Raw genomic sequence first — 19,295 nt, forward strand, 5'->3', positions numbered from 1 at the left:
AACGCCGACGGCTTTAAAAGTCGTCGGCGTTTGCAGTGAAGCGGGCGTGGTTTAGAACGCTGGCAGCACCGCACCTTTGTATTTCTCGGCAATAAAGGCTTTCACTTCAGGGCTGGTCAGGGCCTTGGCCAGCTTCTGGATCGCTACGCTGTCCTTATTGTCAGGACGGGCTACCAGGAAGTTCACGTACGGCGAATCGGCACCTTCAATGATCAGCGCGTCGGTGGCTGGGTTCAGACCCGCTTCCAGCGCGTAGTTAGTGTTGATCATGTCCAGGTCAACCTGGTCCAGCACGCGTGGCAGCAGTGCAGACTCAAGCTCCTTGAACTTGAAGTTGTGCGGGTTCTTGGCGATGTCTTTTGGTGTGGAAACAGCGTTGGTCGGGTCTTTGAGTTCGATCAAGCCAGCCTTTTGCAGCAGGATCAAAGCACGGCCGCTGTTGCTGCCTTCGTTAGGGATAGCGATGGTCGCGCCGTCTTTGAGCTCAGACAGGTTTTTGATCTTTTTCGAGTAGCCGCCGAACGGTTCAACGTGAACGCCGACCACGGTGATCAGGTTAGTACCTTTACCTTTGTTGAAGCTTTCGAGGTACGGCAGGGTCTGGAAGTAGTTGGCATCCAGGTGCTTCTCGGCAACTTGCACGTTCGGTTGCACATAGTCGGTGAACACTTTGATTTCCAGATCCACGCCTTCTTTGGCGAGGGTTGGTTTGATCAACTCAAGGATTTCGGCGTGGGGGACTGGCGTTGCAGCCACTACCAGCTTTTCGCCAGCTTGTACCAGGCCTGCAGTCAAAGCAGCCGCCAATGCGGTAAACAACAGAACCTTTTTCATGCAATACCCTTAAGTGTGTGACCGTTCGGATGACGGTTCTTGGAAGACGAAATGGACAATACCGAGTTTCTTTATTCCAGAACAATAATATTTATTCAGCTTCTTATGCCATTTTGTTCACTTGACGAGATGTTTGTGGGAGCGAGCCTGCTCGCGAAGGTCGTAAACGATAGCGCGTCTTCACGAGCAGGCTCGCTCCCACAGGGTCAAGAAAGAAGTTGCTTGAGCGCCGCCAACTCCTGCTCTGTCGCCCCTTTTATAAATTGTTCAATCTGGCTCAGACCATCGGGAAGGTTCAAGTGCTCGGGCTGGATCTCTTCGCCGGTGCTCACCAGCAGTGCAAAATGAATCACGTTTTCCAGTTCACGGGTGTTGCCCGGCCAGCTGTAGCGCTCAAGTACCCGTTGCGCGCTGTCGCTGATAAACGGCACGGGCAGGCTCAGGCGTTGGCTGTAGATGCCTAAAAAGTATTCAGCCAGGGACAGGATGTCCCCTGGCCGTTCGCGCAACGCGGGCAAGTCCAGTCGCCCTTCGCTGAGGTAGTAATACAGCCGCTCATGGAATTTGCCGGCACTTACCGCCTGGGCCAGATCAATGCTGGTGGCCGCGACCAGTCGCACATCGACCGGGCTGGGTTGATGGGCGCCCACACGGGTGACTTCGTGGGTTTCCAGCGCGGCCAGTAGCTTGACCTGGATCGCCAGAGGCAAGTCGCCAATTTCGTCCAGATATAAAGTGCCGCCATTGGCCGAGCCAAACCACCCCGCGCGGCTGCTGGCCGAACTGTTGTGGGTTCCTGCGGCATAGCCGAACAGCTCGGCATCGGCATAAGTTGGGCTGATCGCCCCGCAATTGACCGAAACAAACAAACCGGTGCGGTCGCTGGCGCGGTGAATATGCCGCGCCAGCAGCTCCTTGCCGCTGCCAGTTTCGCCCCGGATCAACACGGGCAAGGCGCGGGGCGCCAACTGTTCCAGGTCGTTGCGTAGTTGGCGCGAACGCGGGTCGACAAACACCAGCGCCTTGGCGCGAATGCTCAGGGGGCTTTTTTCCGCGTCGGGAAAGGTCAGCAACGGCTGACCGAAGGTTTCATGCAGGCTCATGGCAGGCTCCCGCCCGCCGCCTAAGGGTGGGCGCGGGCGTTACAAAAATTCATGCGCGGCGCAGGGCGCCATGTTCGATGCGGGTTTGCAGGCGGTACAAAAAGGCGAAACCTTGCTCCCAGCGCTGGTGTCCGGACTTGACGTTGATATGCCCGGCACCGCTGATAATGCCGACCTCGGCGCCCCATTGGCGGGCGAACTCCATGGCTCGTGGCGCGCTGACTGCGCCATCGTTGTCCGAGCTGACTATCTGGCTGGGGAACGGTAATGGTCGGGTCGGTATAGGTGCAAAGTTGCGCAAGGCGGGCGCACAGGCCGGGCGCTCGACATCGGCCGGGGCTACCAGTAACGCGCCGCGCACTTGGCTCAACAGGCTTTCTGGCGCACGCTCGGCCCAATGGGCTACGGTAATGCAACCCAGGCTGTGGGCAATCAGAATCACGGGAGTGCTGTCGGCGGCAATGGCCTCGGCCAGGGCGGCGATCCAGTCCTCGCGGCGCGGCGTCAGCCAGTCGGCCTGCTCCACCCGAGTACTGTTCGGTAAGCTGTTTTGCCAGTGGGTTTGCCAATGATCGTCGGACGAACCTTGCCAGCCCGGCACTATCAAATAGCGAATCGAATCGTTGCCCATGGGTGTGCGCCTCCAGCGGTATGTGTGTTACCGAGTCAGTATAGGGACGGTTTTTAGATTCGCTAAGGAATAAGAAGCTATTTGTTTATAACCAAAAAGTGATCCTTGAGGATTCTGCACCATGAAAAGCCTGGTCGACCACCTGAGCCAATACGCGGCCTATCACCGTGACCGACGCAATATCGTCAGCCACTTCATTGGCATCCCGTTGATTGTGGTTGCCGTGGCTGCGCTGCTGTCGCGACCGCAATGGGCTGGGGTTTCACCGGCGTTGTTAGTGATGCTGGCAAGCGCGGTTTTTTACCTGCGCCTTGAGCTGCGGCTCGGAGTATTGATGACGCTGCTGCTGGGGTTGGCGGTATGGCTGGGGCATTCGCTGGCGTCGTTGAGCACGGCCGCTTGGCTGGGTTGGAGCATTGGGTTGTTTGTGTTGGGCTGGGTGATTCAGTTTGTCGGGCATTACTACGAAGGGCGCAAGCCGGCGTTTATCGATGATCTGACCGGGCTGATCGTGGGGCCGTTGTTTGTGGTGGTGGAGCTGGGTTTTTTGCTGGGCTGGCGCGAGGATTTGCGCCGCGAGATTGAGTTGCGACAGCCGCTGCAAAGATAAGACTGCCGGTAGCAGCTGCCGAAGGAACGAGGCTGCGTCCGGCTGCGCAGCAGTCGTAAAATCAGACACTGCAGTGTGCCAGTTAAACCCGAATTTCAGATTCTACGGTCGCTGCGCAACCGGACGCAGCCTCGTTCCTACGGCAGCTGCTACGAAGCTCTTCAGCGCTTGAAGGCCTGATGCAGCTCGGCCAGTGTTTCAAAGTGGTACTTGGGCGCAAACGAGTTCAGCTCTTCAAAGCTGCCAAAGCCATAACCCACAGCTGCTGCGTCCATACCATTGTCGCGGGCGCCGATCAGGTCGTGCTTGCGGTCACCGATCATCAGGGTTTGAGCCGGGTCCAGGCCTTGCTCACTTATCAAGTGGGCAATCAGCTCGACCTTGTTGGTGCGGGTGCCATCCAGTTCGCTGCCGTAGATCACTTTGAAGTGCTTGGCGAAATCAAAATGACGAGCAATTTCACGCGCATAGATATGCGGTTTTGAAGTCGCAATAAACAGTTGGCGACCCTGTGCCACCAGCTCTTCGAGCAGCGGCGTGACGCCCTCGAACACTTGGTTTTCATACAGGCCGGTCACGGCGAAACGCTCGCGGTAAAAGCCCATTGCTTCCCACGCTTTTGCTTCGTCAAAGTCATATGTGGCCATGAACTGTTGCAGCAGCGGCGGGCCGATAAAGTGCTCAAACTTAGTCAGGTCAGGTTCATCGATGCCCAGCTTGCTCAGGCCGAACTGGATCGAACGGGTGATGCCTTCGCGTGGGTCGGTCAGGGTGCCGTCGAGGTCGAACAATACGTTTTGGTAATGCATGCAGGGCTCCAAAATAGGGGGCTTAAACGGCCAGGTGATAGCCTTCGGCCAAATGCTGGTCCTTGAGTTTTACGTAGTTGCCGGCGCTGTAGGTGAAGAACGCTTTTTCCTTTTCGGTCAGCTCACGCACCTGTTTGACCGGGCTGCCCACATACAGAAAACCGCTGACCAGACGCTTGCCCGGTGGTACCAGGCTGCCCGCACCGACGATCACATCGTCTTCAATCACCGCGCCGTCCATCACGATGCTGCCCATGCCGATCAGGATACGGCTGCCCACGCTGCAACCATGCAGCATGACTTTATGGGCGATGGTTACGTCGTCGCCGATCAACAGCGGGAAGCCCTCGGGGTTAAAGGGCCCCGCGTGGGTGATGTGCAGTACGCAGCCGTCCTGCACGCTGGTGCGGGCGCCGATGCGGATGCGGTGCATATCGCCGCGAATCACGGTCAGCGGCCAGATTGAACTGTCGGCGCCGATCTCCACATCGCCGATCACCACCGCCGAGCGGTCGACAAAGGCGCGCTCGCCCAGGGTCGGTATGTGCTGCTGGAATGGACGGATGGACACAAATAGCTTCCTTCTTTAGCCGTAATAGGGTGTTGCAATGCTGCGGTCTGAGTCGATTGTAATTAAGATGGCTCAATGTTTCTTCAAGCCAAGGTGCCAAACGTGAGCGAGAACAACCCTCTTTTGCAGCCCTACGACCTGCCGCCGTTCTCGGCGATCCGTCCTGAGCACGTACAGCCGGCCATCGAGCAGATCCTCGCCGACAACCGCGCCGGCATTCAAGCCATCCTCAAGGACCAGGGCCAGAACCCGACATGGGCTGGCCTGGTATTGGCGATGGATGAGCTGAACGACCGACTGGGCGCGGCCTGGAGCCCGGTCAGCCACCTCAATGCAGTGTGCAACAGCGCAGAGTTGCGTGAAGCCTACGAGGCTTGCCTGCCTGCGTTGAGCGCCTATTCCACCGAGATGGGCCAGAACCGTGAGTTGTTCCAGGCTTTCGAAGCCCTGGCCCACAGCCCGCAAGTAGCCGATTTCGATCAGGCACAAAAAACTATTCTTGAGCACTCGCTGCGCGACTTCCGTCTGTCGGGTATTGACCTGCCAGAGGCTGAGCAGAAGCGTTACGCGGAAGTGCAGAGCAAGCTTTCCGAACTGGGCAGCAAGTTTTCCAACCAACTGTTGGACGCGACCCAGGCCTGGACCAAGCACATCACCGACGAAGCCGCGCTGGCGGGTCTGACCGATTCGGCCAAGGCGCAAATGGCTGCCGCTGCGCAGGCCAAAGGTCTGGACGGCTGGCTGATCAGCCTGGAGTTCCCGAGCTACTTCCCGGTCATGACTTATGCGCAAGACCGCGCTCTGCGCGAAGAAGTCTACGCTGCGTACTGCACCCGCGCCTCGGACCAAGGCCCGAATGCCGGAAAGTTCGACAACGGTCCGGTGATGGAAGAGATCCTCGACCTGCGTCAGGAACTTGCGAAACTCTTGGGTTTTGGCAGCTTTGCCGAGCTGAGCCTGGCCACCAAAATGGCTGAAACCCCGGATCAGGTGCTGACCTTCCTGCGCGATCTGGCCAAGCGCAGCAAGCCTTTTGCTGCGCGTGATCTTGAACAACTGCAAGCCTACGCCGCCGAGCAAGGCACTGCGGAGCTGAAAAGCTGGGACTCAGGCTTCTTCGGCGAGAAACTGCGCGAGCAGCGTTACAGCGTGTCCCAAGAGGCACTGCGCGCTTACTTCCCGATCGACAAGGTGTTGGGCGGCCTGTTCGCCATCGTGCAGCGTCTGTACGGAATTGAAATTGCCGAAATCAAAGGGTTCGACACCTGGCACCCGGATGTTCGCCTGTTTGAAATCAAGGAAAACGGCGAGCACATTGGCCGCTTCTTCTTTGACCTCTACGCCCGTGCCAACAAGCGTGGCGGTGCCTGGATGGACGGCGCCCGTGATCGTCGCCGCACTGCGGCCGGAACGTTGCAAAGCCCGGTGGCCAACCTGGTGTGCAACTTCACCCCAGCGGTTGCGGGCAAGCCTGCACTGCTGACCCACGACGAAGTCACCACCCTGTTCCACGAATTCGGCCACGGCCTGCACCACATGCTGACCGAGATCGAACACGCAGGCGTGTCCGGTATCAACGGTGTTGCCTGGGATGCGGTCGAGCTGCCGAGCCAGTTCATGGAAAACTGGTGCTGGGAGCCTGAAGGTCTGGCACTGATTTCCAGCCATTACGAAACCGGCGAGGCACTGCCCAAAGACCTGCTGGACAAGATGCTGGCGGCCAAGAACTTCCAGTCCGGACTGATGATGGTTCGTCAGCTGGAGTTCTCGCTGTTCGACTTCGAACTGCACGCCACCCACGGTGACGGTCGCAGCGTAGCGCAGGTGCTGGACGGCATCCGCGATGAGGTGTCGGTCATGCGCCCACCGGCTTACAACCGCTTCCCTAACAGTTTTGCGCATATCTTCGCGGGCGGTTACGCGGCGGGTTACTACAGCTACAAGTGGGCTGAAGTGCTGTCGGCGGATGCGTTCTCGCGCTTTGAAGAAGAAGGCGTGTTCAACCCTCACACCGGCAAGGCATTCCGCCAGGCGATTCTGGCCCGTGGTGGTTCGTTGGCCCCGATGGAATTGTTCAAGGACTTCCGTGGCCGTGAGCCGTCGATTGACGCCTTGTTGCGTCACAGCGGCCTGACCGAGGATTCGGCAGCATGAGTGATGCACCTGTGAATGTGACCAAAAAGCGTTTTATCGCCGGGGCTGTCTGCCCGGCGTGCAGCGAGCCTGACAAATTGATGATGTGGAACGAAGACGAAGTGCCGCACCGCGAATGCGTGGCCTGCGGTTATTCGGACACGTTGAATGAACAGGGTTTGTCGGTGCCCAAGGAATTGGGTACGCGGGTTAATACGTCAGCGCTGAAAAAAGCCCCGGATCCTAAAGTGCAGGCGGTGCAGTTTTTTCCGAATCCGAAACTGAAAAAGCCGTAAAAGCCATGTACTTGTAGCCGCTGCAGAAGGCTGCGAAAAGGGCCGCAGGCCCTTCGCTTTTTATTTACAAGCGGGGCTGCTTTGCAGCCCATCGCAGCCTGCGGCAGCGGCTACAGGTTTACGCTTTCTGCCACACCTTCGGCTTGAAGAACAACGTCTCGCCGCGCACCAGATCGGTCAGGCTGTCGTGGTCCTTGACCACTTCAACCTCGATCAACTCGCTTTGCCCTTCAACTTTCAACGTCACCCGGGTGGTCGCACCCAATGGGCGGATGTCGCGTACCTGTGCAGCATGGTGGTCTTCAAGTTCGTGACGCGACAACGACACTTCGTGCGGGCGGAACAGTACGTGCTGGTCTTCGCCGATGTGCAGACGGTTGGAGTCACCGAGGAAGTGGTACACAAAATCGCTGGCCGGGTTTTCGTAGACTTCACCCGGTGAGCCGATCTGCTCGATCACGCCCTTGTTCATTACCACGATGCGGTCAGCCACTTCCATGGCTTCTTCCTGGTCGTGGGTCACGAAGACCGACGTCAGGTTGATGTCTTCGTGCAGGCGCGCCAACCAGCGGCGCAGCTCTTTACGTACCTTGGCGTCCAGGGCGCCGAAAGGTTCGTCCAGCAGCAGCACCTTGGGTTCTACCGCCAATGCGCGGGCCAGTGCGATACGCTGACGCTGACCGCCAGAAAGCTGCTCGGGGTAGCGATCCGACAACCAGTCCAGTTGCACCATGTTCAGCAGTTCGTGGACTTTTTCGGCGATCCGGGTTTCGCTCGGGCGTTCTTTTTTCGGCTTCATGCGCAGGCCGAAAGCGACGTTGTCGAACACCGTCATGTGGCGGAACAGCGCGTAATGCTGGAATACAAAACCAACGTTGCGATCACGCACGTCGTGGCCCGAGACGTCTTCACCGTGGAACACGATGTTGCCTTCGTCCGGGGTTTCCAGGCCTGCGATGATACGCAGCAAGGTCGTTTTACCGCAGCCCGACGGGCCAAGCAAAGCCACCAGTTCGCCGCTGTGAATATCCAGGTTGATGCTGTTCAGCGCCTTGAAGGCATTGAAGTTCTTGCTGACGTTACGGACTTCGATCGACATGGTTTATTCCTCCGCGGCGCTGGCGCGCAGGCGGTTAATACGGGATTCGCTCCACTGCTTGAGCAGCAGGATGAAGAGCGCCAGGATCAGCAACAGAGTGGCCACAGCGAAGGCGGCAACGTGGTTGTATTCGTTGTAGAGGATCTCGACGTGCAGCGGCAGGGTGTTGGTCACCCCGCGAATGTGCCCGGAAACCACCGACACCGCACCGAACTCACCCATCGCCCGCGCAGTACACAGCACCACGCCGTAGATCAGGCCCCATTTGATGTTGGGTACGGTGACGTGCCAGAACATCTGCCAGCCGTTGGCGCCCAGCAGGCGTGCGGCCTCTTCTTCCTGGGTGCCCTGCTCTTGCATCAGCGGGATCAGTTCACGGGCCACAAACGGCACGGTGACGAAGATGGTCGCCAGCACGATGCCCGGCAGAGCGAAGACGATCTGGATGTCGTGATCTTGCAACCACGGGCCGAAGAAGCCCTGTGCGCCGAACATCAGCACGTAGACCAGACCTGCGATCACCGGCGAGACGGAAAACGGCAGGTCGATCAGGGTGACCAGGATGCTTTTGCCGCGAAAGCTGTATTTGCTTACGCACCAGGCCGCGCTGACGCCGAATACCACGTTCAGCGGCACCGAAATCGCCACCGCAATGATGGTCAGCTTGAGGGCCGACAAGGCGTCGGGTTCGAGGATGGCGTCGAAGAATGTACCTACGCCCATTTTCAAACCCTGGGACACCACGATCAGCAGGGGCAGCAACAGGAACAGGGTGAAAAACAACCAGCCGAAGCCGATCAGCAGGCGCCGCGACAGCGGGCTGCCTCGGCGGGCGGCGTTGGCTGCGGATGAGGCGCTTAATGTTGAGTTGGACATGGTCAGGCCTCCTTCACGGTTTTTCGATGCGTCGCTGAATCAAATTGATTACCAGCAGCAAAATGAAGGAAACCACCAGCATCATTACGCCAATGGCAGTGGCGCCGGTGTAGTCGTACTGGTCCAGCTTGACCATGATCAGCAGCGGCAGAATCTCGGTTTTGAACGGCATGTTACCGGCGATAAAAATCACCGAACCGTACTCGCCGACACCCCGGGCAAAGGCCAGGGCAAAGCCGGTCAGCCATGCGGGCAGCAGGGCCGGAACCAGGATGTAGCGGAACACTTGCAGCGGCTTGGCGCCCAGACAGGCGGCAGCTTCTTCGATTTCACGCGGGATGTCAGCCAGTACCGGCTGCACTGTACGCACCACAAATGGCAGGGTGACGAAGGTCAGTGCCAGGGTGATACCCATCGGGGTGTAGGCGATTTTGAAGCCCAGGTCGGCGGCGAACTGGCCGATCCAGCCGTTGGGCGCGTACAAGGCGGTCAGTGCGATACCGGCCACGGCGGTCGGCAGGGCAAATGGCAGGTCGATCATGGCGTCGATGACCTTGCGCCCCGGGAAGGTGTAACGCACCAGCACCCAAGCCAGTACGGTCCCGATAACGCCGTTGATGATGGCGGCGACAAAGGCGGTGCCGAAGCTCAGTTGCAGCGCTGCCAGCACCCTGGGGGCGGTGATGATGGCCCAGAACTGGTCCCAGGTCAGTTGAGCGGCATGCACGAACATCGCTGCCAGTGGAATCAGCACAATCAGACTGAGGTACACCAAGGTGTAGCCCAGTGTCAGCCCGAAGCCGGGTATGACGGGGGAGATACGACGCGACATAAAAGTCCTTGGGTTAACGCACGAGGCCCGCAACCAATTGCGGGCCTGATGTTCTAGCTTTCAGCATGGCCTGATGGCCCGCCCCGCAGGTTATTGCGCCTGGTAGATCTGGTCGAACACGCCACCGTCATTGAAAAATTTCGGTTGCGCAGTCTTCCAGCCACCGAAGTCTTTGTCGATAGTCACAAGCTCCAGTTTCGGAAACTGCGTGGCGTATTTGGCAGCGACAGCCTTGTCACGCGGGCGGTAGAAGTTCTTCGCGGCGATTTCCTGACCCGCCGGGCTGTACAGGTGTTCGAGGTACGCTTTGGCGATCTCGGTGTTGCCTTTTTTCTCGGCGTTTTTATCGACTACAGCCACTGGCGGCTCGGCCAGGATCGACAGCGAAGGTACGACAATGTCGAATTTATCGGTGCCGCCATCTTCTTTCAGTGCCAGGAAAGCTTCGTTTTCCCAGGCCAGCAACACGTCACCTTGGCCGTTGTTGACGAAGGTAATGGTTGAACCGCGTGCACCGGTGTCCAGCACGGGGACGTGTTTGAACAAGGTTTTTACGTATTCCTTGGCTTTCTCCTCGTCACCGCCGTTGGCTTTGAGGCCATAAGCGTAGGCCGCGAGGAAGTTCCAGCGGGCACCGCCACTGGTTTTCGGGTTCGGAGTAATGACCGACACGCCGTCTTTGGTCAGATCGCCCCAGTCCTTGATGCCTTTAGGGTTGCCCTTGCGTACCAGGAATACGATGGTCGAGGTGTACGGAGTGCTGGCGTCCGGCAGGCGGGTTTGCCAGTTTTCCGGCAGGGTTTTACCCAGCTTGGCGATTTCGTCGATGTCACCGGCCAGTGCCAGGGTCACGACATCCGCGCGCAGGCCGTCAATCACGCCGCGAGCCTGTTTACCCGAACCGCCGTGGGACTGTTGGATTTTGACGTTGTCGCCGGGATGATTGGCTTTCCAGAAGTTAGTGAATTCAGTGTTGTAATCCTGGTACAGCTCGCGGGTCGGATCGTAAGAAACGTTTAGTAGTTCGTAATCTTTGGCTACAGCGGAGCCAGCAAAAATGGCACTGGCCAGCGCGGCCAAAGCGTAACGGCGTAGGGACATAGGTGAGGCTCCAAAGCATTTCTTAATTTTTATTAAACGCACTCAGATGAATGCGTTTTGAATGGTTCAGGCGTTTTTTTGACTCGGGTTCTGCAAGCGGAATTTCTCTTTGCGTTCGATCTGAACCACCTGAGCGTTGTGCACGGTGATTTCAACAGCACCAAAGCGCAGGTCTCGAAGCGCGCTCTGGATTTCCCGCAGAATGGTTGCTTCGTCCTGACCGTCAACGCTACGTAGAGATACGCTCATGGTGCTGCTCCTGAAATATGGGGTGCCGACAGGGATGCTGGCGTAGGGGCAATAGTAGTGAGGTGCGGATATTCTTAAAAATACTATTTAAGAATGTTTATATAACTGAAAGATCAAACAGGAGGCTTGGACAACTGTATGTAGCCGCTGCCGAAGGCTGCGTCCGGTTGCGAAGCGACCGTAAATTCTGCACCCGGTTTTTGTCTGAAGCCCAGCAGTAACAGTTTTACGACCGCTACGCGGCCGAACGCAGCCTCGTTCCTTCGGCAGCTGCTACGAATTACCCGGCATACAGGTGTTCTCGGACTACACTCCAAATGCCCTATCACGACAGGCTGTTATACAAAGGTGGGAACTGTCGCTGGACAGTCAGCGCGAGTGCGATCACCTTAGAGCGGCTGTCGTCTTTTCCTGCATAGTCTGGAGTCTTTATGTCGTTTACCCCTGAGTTGGTTGCCGAACTGGAAGTCCTTGCACTGTTTGACCTGGAAAGTACTCTTGAGGGCCTGAAAATCCATCAACATGCCGCGCCGGAAAAAATTGCTGCGGCGAAGCGCCTGTTTGAAAAAAAGCTGATTGATCAACCCGATGGCGGCTACCTGACAAGCCTGGGACGCGATGCTGCCCAAAATGTCCAGACGCTGCTGACGATCCTTGTTGAATCCAAAGAAATTGCCTGACACCACGTCGCGCCCACGGGATCTGAACGATCAATGATTCCGCGGGCACACTTATCTACACCCGCACTGAACGAGGGAGCCGAACGACAGGTTCTCCAGCAGATGCGTGGGCGCTTTTTGAGTGTCAATGAGGGCCGCCTGGCCCGTGCAATGGAGGGGCTGGCGCCACGCCAGAAAGCATTACTAAACCTCCTGGCGTTGTTGTTTCATGTGAATCACCCCCTCTTGCCCGGTTATGTGTCGGACTGTACCCCTGCCGGAGTCTCGGGTTATCAACCCGATGCACTTGCTCTGACGGAAGCCCGGCAGTTGATTCGGGGCTTTTCATGCAGCATGGGCAGCTCATGCCCTTCGCAGCCGATCCACGGCCTTTTTCTGATGGGTAGCCTCGGTACTTTGGCCCAGACCGATCAAAGCGATATGGACGTGTGGATTTGTCTCGCCCCGAACTTGGGCAATCAGGCACTGACGGCCTTGCGCAAGAAATGTCGGCGCCTGGAAGCCTGGGCAGCGAGTCAGGGCTGTGAGGCACACTTGTTTTTGATCGATGCTCAACTGCGCAACGACGAGGGCGGCGAGCCACGGCAGAGATTGTTGCTCGATGAGTTTTATCGCACGGCCATCTGGCTCGCAGGGCGTACGCCGATGTGGTGGTGGGTGCCGGTGGATGAGGAGACGCGGTACACCGAGTTTGCTCGGGGGCTATTGGCCAGGCGCGTCGTGGGTGGCGACGAAACCATCGATCTTGGACATCTGGCGCATATCGCCCCTGACGAGTATTTAAGCGCCGGGCTGTGGCAGTTGTTCAAGGGTATTGAGTCGCCGTACAAGTCGCTGCTCAAGCTGTTGCTGATTGAGGTGTACGCCAGCGAGCACCCGCGGGTCAGTTGCCTGAGTCTGAGTTTCAAACAGGCGGTGTACGCCAACCAATTGGACCTTGATGAGCTGGACCCCTACCTGGTGGTTTACCGCCGGCTAGAGCATTACCTGATCGAGCGTGGTGATCTTCAGCGATTGGAGCTGGTTCGCCGCAGTCTGTATCTGAAGGTCGGTCACAAGCTGAGTGCCGTTGCAGCAGGTGTGCAGTGGCAGTATCTGTTACTGCAGCGACTGACCCGTGAATGGGGCTGGGATGAGCTGCACTTGGCAATGCTCGACAGTCGCTCGCAGTGGGAGGTGCAGCAGGTCAGTCATGAGTGCCGGGCATTGGCCCGTGAGCTGAGTGTCAGCTATCGGTTTTTGAGTCAGCTGGCTCATGTGGAGCAAGCAACCGCGCCGAAATAAAGCTGGGGCAGCGCTGCGCAATCGAGCGCTACCGCTGTGACATGACTGATCTGAACCTATCGCGGACAAGGTTTATGCGCTGAAGTCGCTTGCTGCTTTTGGCTGGTATTCAACTTCAAGCAGTTCCAGCTTGAGGGTTTTACCGCCTGGGGCTGGCCAGTTGATGTGTTGACCGACTTGCAGGCCCAGCAGCGCGCTGCCAACCGGTGCCAGAATCGAAACCTTGCCTGCGTCAGCATTGGCGTCTTTCGGGTACACCAGTGTCAGGTGGTAGTCCTTGCCACTGCTTTCTTCACGGCAATGCACTCGCGAGTTCATGGTCACAACGCCAGCAGGCACTTCTTCGTGGCCGACGATGGTTTCGGCGCGATCGAGTTCGGCTTGCAGTGCCTCAATGCCAGGAGTCGTTTCCGGCAAGCTGTCGATGAGTTGCTCCAGACGCTGTACGTCCAGGCGGGTGAGGATGAGTGGGGTTGGGGTGCTCATGACCTGGCAGACTCCTTTTTTCTGCACGAAAAAGCAAAACCCCGCCGGATAATGGCGGGGTTTTGACGAACCTCGTTAGTGCGAGGCGAACCCCGACACTACCACAGCAGAATAAATACACAAGCTGTGTGGGGTTTTGCTGTTTGCCCCTGAACTGATTGCAACTGGAGATTATTCGTAGCAGCTGCCGCAGCCTGCGGCAGCTGCTACGGGAGCATCTGGCGCAGTTGAGCCTGTTCACAGATTACCCGACGCCGCTGGTCGTCTGCCGAGCGCCACTCGCGGATATCTTCGACGTGGCGGAAACAGCCCAGGCAGACTTTGTGTTCATCCAGCCGGCAGGTGCTGATGCATGGGGACGGCACTGCCGGACTGACGTTGCTGTAGAGCGGTTTTGCAGGTTTAACAGGAGCGGTCACTATCAGATCTCTTCAAATTCCAGCTCTGCGCCAGCGTGTTCCAGGGTCAGGCGCTGAACCATTTCACTGAGCAACTCGTCGGTTTTATCGCACTTCCACGAACTGCGCTTTTCATCGTAGTCGAAGTGGAAACCGCCACTGGGTGCCGCCAGCCAGAGCTGAAGCACTGGCGCCTGCCGGCTGAAGATCAGGGCTTTGCCATTCTCAAACTTGACCGTCAGGATTCCGGCGGAATTCTCCACATCTACATCCAGATCACAGTCGTCGAAGATGTCTTCCAGATTTTCCTGGGTGGCATCGACCAGATCGTGAAAACGGGCTTCAGTCAAACTCATGGTGGAACCTCGTAATATCTAGTCATGCTCGGAGCTCGCAAGATACGGGCGCTCCAAGCCGATTGCAAACCCCATGACAGATGCCCGCCAACACTACTGATTATTCACACAGGCCCTTGCGCTTGGCGGCTCTGCTGCATAGGCAAGCTGGTAGGCGCTCGGTATACTCGGGCGCAATTAATGCTTTTCAAAGGATTTCGCCATGAAGCGCCTGATCTCTTCTATTGCTGCGCTCGTCGCGGTCGCCTGCCTTGTTTCTGCCTGTGGTCAAAAAGGACCGCTGTATCTGCCCGATGACAGCAAATCCCCTGAAGACCAAGCGAAGTCGTCGCAACCGCACAAGCACCAATAAGGGAACACCATGGACGCTTTTAATTACCGGGACGGCGAGCTGTTCGCCGAAGGTGTTGCGCTGACGGCCATTGCCGAGCGTTTCGGCACGCCGACTTACGTCTATTCCCGGGCGCACATCGAGGCGCAATACAACGCTTACGCCGATGCCCTGAACGGCATGCCGCACCTGGTCTGTTTCGCCGTCAAGGCCAACTCCAACCTGGGTGTACTCAATGTCCTGGCGCGTCTTGGCGCCGGTTTTGACATCGTGTCCCGCGGTGAGCTGGAGCGTGTGCTGGCCGCTGGCGGCTCGGCTGACAAGATTGTGTTTTCCGGTGTCGGCAAGACCCGTGACGACATGCGTCGTGCTCTGGAAGTGGGCGTGCACTGCTTCAACGTCGAGTCCACTGAAGAGCTTGAGCGCCTGCAAGTTGTGGCCGCCGAAATGGGCGTTCGCGCGCCGATCTCGCTGCGGGTCAACCCGGACGTTGATGCGGGCACCCACCCGTACATCTCCACCGGTCTCAAGGAAAACAAGTTCGGCATCGCCATCGCTGACGCCGAAGATGTCTACATCCGCGCCGCGCAGCTGCCTAACCTGGAAGTGGTCGGCGTCGATTGCCATATCGGCTCGCAACTGACCACCCTCGAACCTTTTCTCGATGCCCTCGACCGCCTGCTGGCGTTGATCGATCGCTTGAGCGATTGCGGCATTTACCTGCGTCACATCGATCTTGGTGGTGGTTTGGGTGTGCGTTATCGCGATGAAGAGCCGCCGCTGGCTGGCGATTACATCAAGGCCGTGCGCGAGCGTATTGACGGGCGTGACCTGGCGCTGGTGTTCGAGCCGGGCCGCTTCATCGTGGCCAACGCAGGCGTGCTGCTGACCCAGGTCGAGTACCTCAAGCACACCGAACACAAAGACTTCGCCATCGTCGACGCGGCGATGAACGACCTGATCCGCCCGGCGTTGTACCAGGCCTGGATGGACGTGACCGCGGTTCGCCCGCGTGACACCGAAACCCGCGCTTACGACATCGTCGGCCCGATCTGCGAAACCGGTGATTTCCTGGCCAAGGACCGCCAATTGGCGCTGGCCGAAGGTGATCTGCTGGCGGTGCATTCGGCCGGTGCTTATGGCTTTGTCATGAGTTCGAACTACAACACCCGTGGCCGCGCCGCCGAAGTTCTGGTGGATGGCGATCAGGCGTTTGAAGTACGTCGTCGCGAGACCGTGGCCGAGTTGTTTGCTGGCGAAAGCCTGATGCCGGAGTAATCCCATGTTGCTGCGTTTTACCAAAATGCACGGCCTGGGCAATGATTTCATGGTTCTCGACCTGGTCAGCCAGCACGCGCACATCCTGCCCAAGCACGCCAAACAATGGGGTGATCGGCACACGGGCGTCGGTTTTGATCAATTATTGATCGTTGAGGCGCCGAGCAACCCGGAAGTGGATTTCCGTTACCGGATCTTCAACTCCGACGGCTCCGAAGTTGAGCAATGCGGCAACGGTGCGCGCTGTTTTGCGCGCTTTGTGCTCGACAAGCGTTTGACCACCAAGCGCCAGATCAAGGTCGAAACCAAAAGCGGCATCATCGAACTGAACGTGCGCAGTGATGGGCAAATCAGTGTCGACATGGGCCCGCCGCGTCTGGTCCCGGCCGACATCCCGTTTGTGGCCGACGCGCAAGCGCTGAGCTACGAACTGGATGTCGACGGGCAGACTGTTGAGTTGGCTGCCGTGTCGATGGGCAACCCCCATGCGGTATTGCGTGTCGACGATATCAACGCCGCGCCGGTGCATGAGCTGGGCCCAAAAATTGAACATCACCCGCGCTTTCCGGCGCGGGTCAATGTCGGTTTTCTGCACGTAATTGATCGTCAGCGCGGGCAACTGCGGGTCTGGGAACGTGGCGCCGGGGAAACCCAGGCCTGCGGCACCGGGGCTTGCGCCGCCGCTGTGGCTGCGATCAGCCAGGGTTGGATGGACTCACCGCTGATCCTTGATTTGCCCGGTGGCCGTTTGTCCATCGAATGGGCAGGTCCTGGCCATTCAGTGATCATGACCGGCCCGGCGATGCGTGTTTACGAAGGACAAGTCCGTTTATGAGCGAGCGCAACCGATGACCGACAAGACGCAGCCTTCAGACCTCGATATACCTGTGGATAACTCGCAAGCAAGCACCGTTGCCGCTTATCTAGAGGCGCATCCGGACTTCTTCAGCCAGCGTGATGAGCTGCTGCTGGCGCTGCGTATTCCGCACCAGCGTGGTGACACAATTTCGCTGGTGGAGCGCCAACTGGAGCTGTTGCGTGGTCGTAATATCGAGATGCGTCATCGCTTGTCGCAGTTGATGGACGTGGCCCGTGACAACGACCGCCTGTTCGAAAAGACTCGGCGCCTGAACCTCGCCTTGATGGACGCCACCAGCCTTGATGAGCTGGTGATTGCCGTTGAAGACAGCTTGCGTCATGACTTTCAGGTGCCTTTTGTCAGCCTGGTGCTGTTTGGCGACAATCCGATGCCGGTCGGGCGTTGGGTCAGCAGTGCCGATGCACAGCGTGCGCTGGGTGGTTTGTTGACTGAAGGAAAAACCGTCAGCGGCAGCCTGCGCGAGCATGAACTGGACTTTCTGTTTGGCGAAGAGCAGCGTAAGCAAATTGGCTCGACTGCCGTGGTGGCGCTCAATCACCTGGGCTTGCACGGCGTATTGGCGATTGCCAGTCGTGATCCGCAGCACTACAAAAGCACGGTGGGTACGTTGTTCCTCGGCTACATTGCCGAAGTACTGGGCCGGGTGTTACCGCGCTTTACCAACGCTCTGCGCTCGGTACGTTAGATGGAACGGCAACTGGACGCTTACTGCATTCACCTGCGCAGTGAGCGCCAGGTGTCGCCCCATACGCTGGAGGCCTATCGCCGCGACCTGAACAAGGTGCTGGCGTTCTGCGCCAAGGAATCAATCGCCAGCTGGACTGCACTGGATATCCAGCGCATGCGTCAATTGGTATCGCGTCTGCATCAGCAAGGCCAATCCTCACGCAGCATTGCGCGTTTGCTGTCGGCGGTGCGCGGGTTTTATCACTATCTCAATCGCGAAGGCTTGTGCGACCACGACCCGGCAAACGGTCTGGCCCCGCCCAAAGGTGAGCGCCGCCTGCCTAAAACCCTGGATACCGATCGTGCTCTGCAATTGCTGGAAGGGGGCGTCGAGGACGATTTTTTGGCCCAGCGCGATCAGGCCATTCTGGAGCTGTTTTATTCTTCTGGGCTGCGCTTGTCGGAGTTGACCGGGCTTAATCTGGATCAGTTGGACTTGGCTGACGGGCTGGTCGAGGTGCTCGGCAAGGGCAGCAAGACTCGCGTCTTACCTGTTGGTAAAAAGGCCCGGGAGGCGCTACAGGCCTGGTTGCCGATGCGGGCGCTGGCCAACCCGCAGGACGACGCCGTGTTCGTCAGCCAGCGCGGTACACGCCTTGGGCCGCGTGCGATCCAGGTGCGGGTCAAGGCTGCCGGGGAACGTGAGCTGGGCCAGAACCTGCACCCGCATATGCTGCGCCATTCATTTGCCAGCCACTTGCTGGAATCCTCCCAGGATTTGCGCGCCGTACAAGAGTTGCTCGGGCACGCGGACATCAAAACCACGCAAATCTACACCCATCTGGATTTCCAGCATCTGGCATCGGTCTACGACAGCGCCCACCCACGGGCCAAACGCAGTAAGGACAGTGAATGACGATTGAGCTGATTACCTTCGACCTCGACGACACCTTGTGGGACACCGCACCGGTGATTGTGAGCGCCGAAGCCGTATTGCGTGACTGGTTGATGGAGAACGCGCCAAAACTGGGCGTTGTCGAAGTCGGGCATTTTCAGGCGATTCGCGAGCGGGTGTTGAGTGAAGAACCCCAGCTCAAGCACCGGATCAGCGCACTGCGTCGGCGGATTCTGTTCCATGCGCTGCACGGCGCGGGTTACGAGAATGCAGCCGCGCTGGCAAATGATGCGTTTGAGGTGTTTATTGAGGCGCGCCATGCGTTGCACCTATTCCCGCAGGCTGAGCCAACCTTGATTGCGCTGGCCCGGGATTACACCTTGGGCGTGGTCACCAATGGCAACGCGGATGTGCGGCGAATCGGCTTGGGGCATCACTTCAAATTTGTGCTGTGCGCCGAAGACATCGGTATCGCCAAGCCGGATGCGCGCCTGTTTCACGAAGCCCTGCTGCGCGGTGGCGTGGCGGCGGGTGCGGCGGTGCATGTGGGCGATCACCCCGGCGATGATATTGCCGGGGCGCAACTGGCGGGCTTGCGTGCGGTGTGGTTCAACCCGGGTGGCAAGCACTGGGATGGCGACAGGGCCCCGGATGCTGAAATTGGCTGCTTGAGCGAGTTACCGGCAGTGTTGAAAGCACTTGGCTAGGGCCAGCAGCGCAGGCAATACGCTCCGTAGCAGCTGCCGAAGGAACGAGGCTGCGATCGGCTGCGAAGCGGCCGTAAAACCTGAGATCCGAGTTTGACGGGTACACTGCAGTGTCTGATTTTGCGACTGCTTCGCAGCCGATCGCAGCCTCGCTCCGCGAGTCAGCTGCTACGGGGATTAGTGTTGTATT

At 58.3% G+C, this 19,295-nt stretch carries 23 protein-coding genes and 1 pseudogene; 11 read left to right on the plus strand and 13 right to left on the minus strand.

The features are described from left to right. Nucleotides 1-51: 51 nt before the first annotated feature. The 3 genes from V6L79_RS03575 to V6L79_RS03585 form a co-directional block, all read right to left on the minus strand. A complete protein-coding gene (locus V6L79_RS03575) occupies nucleotides 52-834 on the minus strand; it encodes a MetQ/NlpA family ABC transporter substrate-binding protein (protein WP_338579827.1) in 783 nt (260 codons plus the stop codon). A 206-nt stretch (nucleotides 835-1,040) separates the two neighbouring features. Next, nucleotides 1,041-1,937, minus strand: a complete 897-nt coding sequence (locus V6L79_RS03580; protein WP_261740412.1) for a sigma 54-interacting transcriptional regulator — start codon at nucleotides 1,935-1,937, stop codon at nucleotides 1,041-1,043. A 49-nt stretch (nucleotides 1,938-1,986) separates the two neighbouring features. Next, the gene (locus V6L79_RS03585) at nucleotides 1,987-2,568 is read right to left on the minus strand and encodes an alpha/beta hydrolase (RefSeq protein WP_321835240.1); all 582 of its coding nucleotides are present in this window, start codon (nucleotides 2,566-2,568) and stop codon (nucleotides 1,987-1,989) included. Between the two features lie 121 nt (nucleotides 2,569-2,689). Between V6L79_RS03585 and V6L79_RS03590 the strand changes: the two genes are divergently transcribed. Continuing rightward, entirely contained in the window at nucleotides 2,690-3,178 is a 489-nt protein-coding gene (locus V6L79_RS03590) for an Mpo1-like protein (RefSeq protein WP_338579828.1), read from the plus strand. A gap of 161 nt (nucleotides 3,179-3,339) precedes the next feature. Here the strand turns inward: V6L79_RS03590 and V6L79_RS03595 are convergent, their stop codons facing one another. Beyond that, nucleotides 3,340-3,987 (minus strand): HAD family hydrolase, encoded by a 648-nt coding sequence (locus V6L79_RS03595; RefSeq protein WP_338579829.1) that lies wholly within the window; start codon nucleotides 3,985-3,987, stop codon nucleotides 3,340-3,342. 22 nt (nucleotides 3,988-4,009) lie between these two features. Continuing rightward, nucleotides 4,010-4,558, minus strand: a complete 549-nt coding sequence (locus V6L79_RS03600) for a gamma carbonic anhydrase family protein (protein WP_338579830.1) — start codon at nucleotides 4,556-4,558, stop codon at nucleotides 4,010-4,012. Between the two features lie 75 nt (nucleotides 4,559-4,633). Between V6L79_RS03600 and prlC the strand changes: the two genes are divergently transcribed. Continuing rightward, on the plus strand, nucleotides 4,634-6,712 hold the full coding sequence (prlC, locus tag V6L79_RS03605; RefSeq protein ID WP_261740417.1) for an oligopeptidase A: 2,079 nt from the start codon (nucleotides 4,634-4,636) through the stop codon (nucleotides 6,710-6,712). Continuing rightward, nucleotides 6,709-6,987, plus strand: a complete 279-nt coding sequence (locus V6L79_RS03610; RefSeq protein WP_095027602.1) for a YheV family putative zinc ribbon protein — start codon at nucleotides 6,709-6,711, stop codon at nucleotides 6,985-6,987. Before prlC ends, V6L79_RS03610 begins: the two co-directional genes overlap by 4 nt. A gap of 118 nt (nucleotides 6,988-7,105) precedes the next feature. Here V6L79_RS03610 and V6L79_RS03615 read toward each other — a convergent pair whose 3' ends face one another. From V6L79_RS03615 to oscA, 5 genes are all read right to left on the minus strand, one after another. Beyond that, nucleotides 7,106-8,086, minus strand: a complete 981-nt coding sequence (locus V6L79_RS03615; RefSeq protein WP_261740418.1) for a sulfate/molybdate ABC transporter ATP-binding protein — start codon at nucleotides 8,084-8,086, stop codon at nucleotides 7,106-7,108. Nucleotides 8,087-8,089: 3 nt separating this feature from the next. Continuing rightward, the gene (cysW, locus tag V6L79_RS03620) at nucleotides 8,090-8,962 is read right to left on the minus strand and encodes a sulfate ABC transporter permease subunit CysW (protein WP_261740419.1); all 873 of its coding nucleotides are present in this window, start codon (nucleotides 8,960-8,962) and stop codon (nucleotides 8,090-8,092) included. Nucleotides 8,963-8,975: 13 nt separating this feature from the next. Then, a complete protein-coding gene (gene cysT, locus V6L79_RS03625; RefSeq protein ID WP_261740420.1) occupies nucleotides 8,976-9,794 on the minus strand; it encodes a sulfate ABC transporter permease subunit CysT in 819 nt (272 codons plus the stop codon). Between the two features lie 90 nt (nucleotides 9,795-9,884). After that, nucleotides 9,885-10,895: a sulfate ABC transporter substrate-binding protein gene (locus tag V6L79_RS03630; RefSeq protein WP_261740421.1), complete on the minus strand. Its 1,011-nt coding sequence runs from the start codon at nucleotides 10,893-10,895 to the stop codon at nucleotides 9,885-9,887. Between the two features lie 66 nt (nucleotides 10,896-10,961). Then, a complete protein-coding gene (gene oscA, locus V6L79_RS03635; RefSeq protein WP_261740422.1) occupies nucleotides 10,962-11,144 on the minus strand; it encodes a sulfur starvation response protein OscA in 183 nt (60 codons plus the stop codon). 431 nt (nucleotides 11,145-11,575) lie between these two features. On the opposite strand from oscA, the gene V6L79_RS03640 reads away from it, so the two are divergent. Beyond that, a complete protein-coding gene (locus tag V6L79_RS03640) occupies nucleotides 11,576-11,824 on the plus strand; it encodes a TIGR02647 family protein (protein ID WP_261740423.1) in 249 nt (82 codons plus the stop codon). A gap of 36 nt (nucleotides 11,825-11,860) precedes the next feature. After that, a pseudogene (locus V6L79_RS03645) lies at nucleotides 11,861-13,099 on the plus strand (class I adenylate cyclase); the annotation flags it as partial. Between the two features lie 81 nt (nucleotides 13,100-13,180). Here V6L79_RS03645 and rnk read toward each other — a convergent pair. The 3 genes from rnk to cyaY all read right to left on the minus strand — a co-directional run bounded on the left by rnk (nucleotide 13,181) and on the right by cyaY (nucleotide 14,348). Next, on the minus strand, nucleotides 13,181-13,594 hold the full coding sequence (gene rnk, locus V6L79_RS03650; protein WP_261740424.1) for a nucleoside diphosphate kinase regulator: 414 nt from the start codon (nucleotides 13,592-13,594) through the stop codon (nucleotides 13,181-13,183). Nucleotides 13,595-13,800: 206 nt separating this feature from the next. Beyond that, nucleotides 13,801-14,019: a DUF1289 domain-containing protein gene (locus tag V6L79_RS03655; protein WP_261742526.1), complete on the minus strand. Its 219-nt coding sequence runs from the start codon at nucleotides 14,017-14,019 to the stop codon at nucleotides 13,801-13,803. Further along, the gene (gene cyaY, locus V6L79_RS03660; RefSeq protein ID WP_261740425.1) at nucleotides 14,016-14,348 is read right to left on the minus strand and encodes an iron donor protein CyaY; all 333 of its coding nucleotides are present in this window, start codon (nucleotides 14,346-14,348) and stop codon (nucleotides 14,016-14,018) included. The genes V6L79_RS03655 and cyaY overlap by 4 nt, the downstream gene beginning before the upstream one ends. Before the next feature lie 202 nt (nucleotides 14,349-14,550). Between cyaY and V6L79_RS03665 the strand changes: the two genes are divergently transcribed. From V6L79_RS03665 to V6L79_RS03690, 6 genes are read left to right on the plus strand one after another with little or no spacing between them, the layout of a single operon-like run. Further along, nucleotides 14,551-14,700 (plus strand): LPS translocon maturation chaperone LptM, encoded by a 150-nt coding sequence (locus tag V6L79_RS03665; RefSeq protein ID WP_261740426.1) that lies wholly within the window; start codon nucleotides 14,551-14,553, stop codon nucleotides 14,698-14,700. A gap of 9 nt (nucleotides 14,701-14,709) precedes the next feature. Continuing rightward, on the plus strand, nucleotides 14,710-15,957 hold the full coding sequence (gene lysA, locus V6L79_RS03670) for a diaminopimelate decarboxylase (protein WP_338579831.1): 1,248 nt from the start codon (nucleotides 14,710-14,712) through the stop codon (nucleotides 15,955-15,957). A 4-nt stretch (nucleotides 15,958-15,961) separates the two neighbouring features. Next, nucleotides 15,962-16,792: a diaminopimelate epimerase gene (gene dapF / locus V6L79_RS03675; RefSeq protein WP_094999749.1), complete on the plus strand. Its 831-nt coding sequence runs from the start codon at nucleotides 15,962-15,964 to the stop codon at nucleotides 16,790-16,792. A 13-nt stretch (nucleotides 16,793-16,805) separates the two neighbouring features. Continuing rightward, nucleotides 16,806-17,522 (plus strand): DUF484 family protein, encoded by a 717-nt coding sequence (locus tag V6L79_RS03680; RefSeq protein ID WP_338579832.1) that lies wholly within the window; start codon nucleotides 16,806-16,808, stop codon nucleotides 17,520-17,522. Beyond that, nucleotides 17,523-18,419 (plus strand): tyrosine recombinase XerC, encoded by an 897-nt coding sequence (gene xerC, locus V6L79_RS03685; RefSeq protein WP_261740429.1) that lies wholly within the window; start codon nucleotides 17,523-17,525, stop codon nucleotides 18,417-18,419. After that, on the plus strand, nucleotides 18,416-19,105 hold the full coding sequence (locus V6L79_RS03690; RefSeq protein WP_338579833.1) for an HAD family hydrolase: 690 nt from the start codon (nucleotides 18,416-18,418) through the stop codon (nucleotides 19,103-19,105). The genes xerC and V6L79_RS03690 overlap by 4 nt, the downstream gene beginning before the upstream one ends. The last annotated feature ends 190 nt before the right edge of the window (nucleotides 19,106-19,295 follow it).

This window comes from Pseudomonas sp. ML2-2023-6 (assembly GCF_037055265.1).
Lineage (GTDB): Bacteria > Pseudomonadota > Gammaproteobacteria > Pseudomonadales > Pseudomonadaceae > Aquipseudomonas > Aquipseudomonas kulmbachensis.

What these genes read in the sequence shown, in the direction of transcription:
- cysW (WP_261740419.1), bottom strand. Translation starts at nt 8,962, where the DNA reads ATGTCCAACTCAACATTAAGCGCCTCATCCGCAGCCAACGCCGCCCGC.
- cyaY (WP_261740425.1), bottom strand. Translation starts at nt 14,348, where the DNA reads ATGAGTTTGACTGAAGCCCGTTTTCACGATCTGGTCGATGCCACCCAG.
- V6L79_RS03580 (WP_261740412.1), bottom strand. Translation starts at nt 1,937, where the DNA reads ATGAGCCTGCATGAAACCTTCGGTCAGCCGTTGCTGACCTTTCCCGAC.
- V6L79_RS03665 (WP_261740426.1), top strand. Translation starts at nt 14,551, where the DNA reads ATGAAGCGCCTGATCTCTTCTATTGCTGCGCTCGTCGCGGTCGCCTGC.
- V6L79_RS03575 (WP_338579827.1), bottom strand. Translation starts at nt 834, where the DNA reads ATGAAAAAGGTTCTGTTGTTTACCGCATTGGCGGCTGCTTTGACTGCA.
- dapF (WP_094999749.1), top strand. Translation starts at nt 15,962, where the DNA reads ATGTTGCTGCGTTTTACCAAAATGCACGGCCTGGGCAATGATTTCATG.
- V6L79_RS03590 (WP_338579828.1), top strand. Translation starts at nt 2,690, where the DNA reads ATGAAAAGCCTGGTCGACCACCTGAGCCAATACGCGGCCTATCACCGT.
- V6L79_RS03615 (WP_261740418.1), bottom strand. Translation starts at nt 8,086, where the DNA reads ATGTCGATCGAAGTCCGTAACGTCAGCAAGAACTTCAATGCCTTCAAG.
- oscA (WP_261740422.1), bottom strand. Translation starts at nt 11,144, where the DNA reads ATGAGCGTATCTCTACGTAGCGTTGACGGTCAGGACGAAGCAACCATT.
- V6L79_RS03640 (WP_261740423.1), top strand. Translation starts at nt 11,576, where the DNA reads ATGTCGTTTACCCCTGAGTTGGTTGCCGAACTGGAAGTCCTTGCACTG.
- V6L79_RS03610 (WP_095027602.1), top strand. Translation starts at nt 6,709, where the DNA reads ATGAGTGATGCACCTGTGAATGTGACCAAAAAGCGTTTTATCGCCGGG.
- V6L79_RS03690 (WP_338579833.1), top strand. Translation starts at nt 18,416, where the DNA reads ATGACGATTGAGCTGATTACCTTCGACCTCGACGACACCTTGTGGGAC.
- prlC (WP_261740417.1), top strand. Translation starts at nt 4,634, where the DNA reads ATGTTTCTTCAAGCCAAGGTGCCAAACGTGAGCGAGAACAACCCTCTT.
- xerC (WP_261740429.1), top strand. Translation starts at nt 17,523, where the DNA reads ATGGAACGGCAACTGGACGCTTACTGCATTCACCTGCGCAGTGAGCGC.
- cysT (WP_261740420.1), bottom strand. Translation starts at nt 9,794, where the DNA reads ATGTCGCGTCGTATCTCCCCCGTCATACCCGGCTTCGGGCTGACACTG.
- V6L79_RS03595 (WP_338579829.1), bottom strand. Translation starts at nt 3,987, where the DNA reads ATGCATTACCAAAACGTATTGTTCGACCTCGACGGCACCCTGACCGAC.
- V6L79_RS03585 (WP_321835240.1), bottom strand. Translation starts at nt 2,568, where the DNA reads ATGGGCAACGATTCGATTCGCTATTTGATAGTGCCGGGCTGGCAAGGT.
- V6L79_RS03680 (WP_338579832.1), top strand. Translation starts at nt 16,806, where the DNA reads ATGACCGACAAGACGCAGCCTTCAGACCTCGATATACCTGTGGATAAC.
- V6L79_RS03630 (WP_261740421.1), bottom strand. Translation starts at nt 10,895, where the DNA reads ATGTCCCTACGCCGTTACGCTTTGGCCGCGCTGGCCAGTGCCATTTTT.
- rnk (WP_261740424.1), bottom strand. Translation starts at nt 13,594, where the DNA reads ATGAGCACCCCAACCCCACTCATCCTCACCCGCCTGGACGTACAGCGT.
- lysA (WP_338579831.1), top strand. Translation starts at nt 14,710, where the DNA reads ATGGACGCTTTTAATTACCGGGACGGCGAGCTGTTCGCCGAAGGTGTT.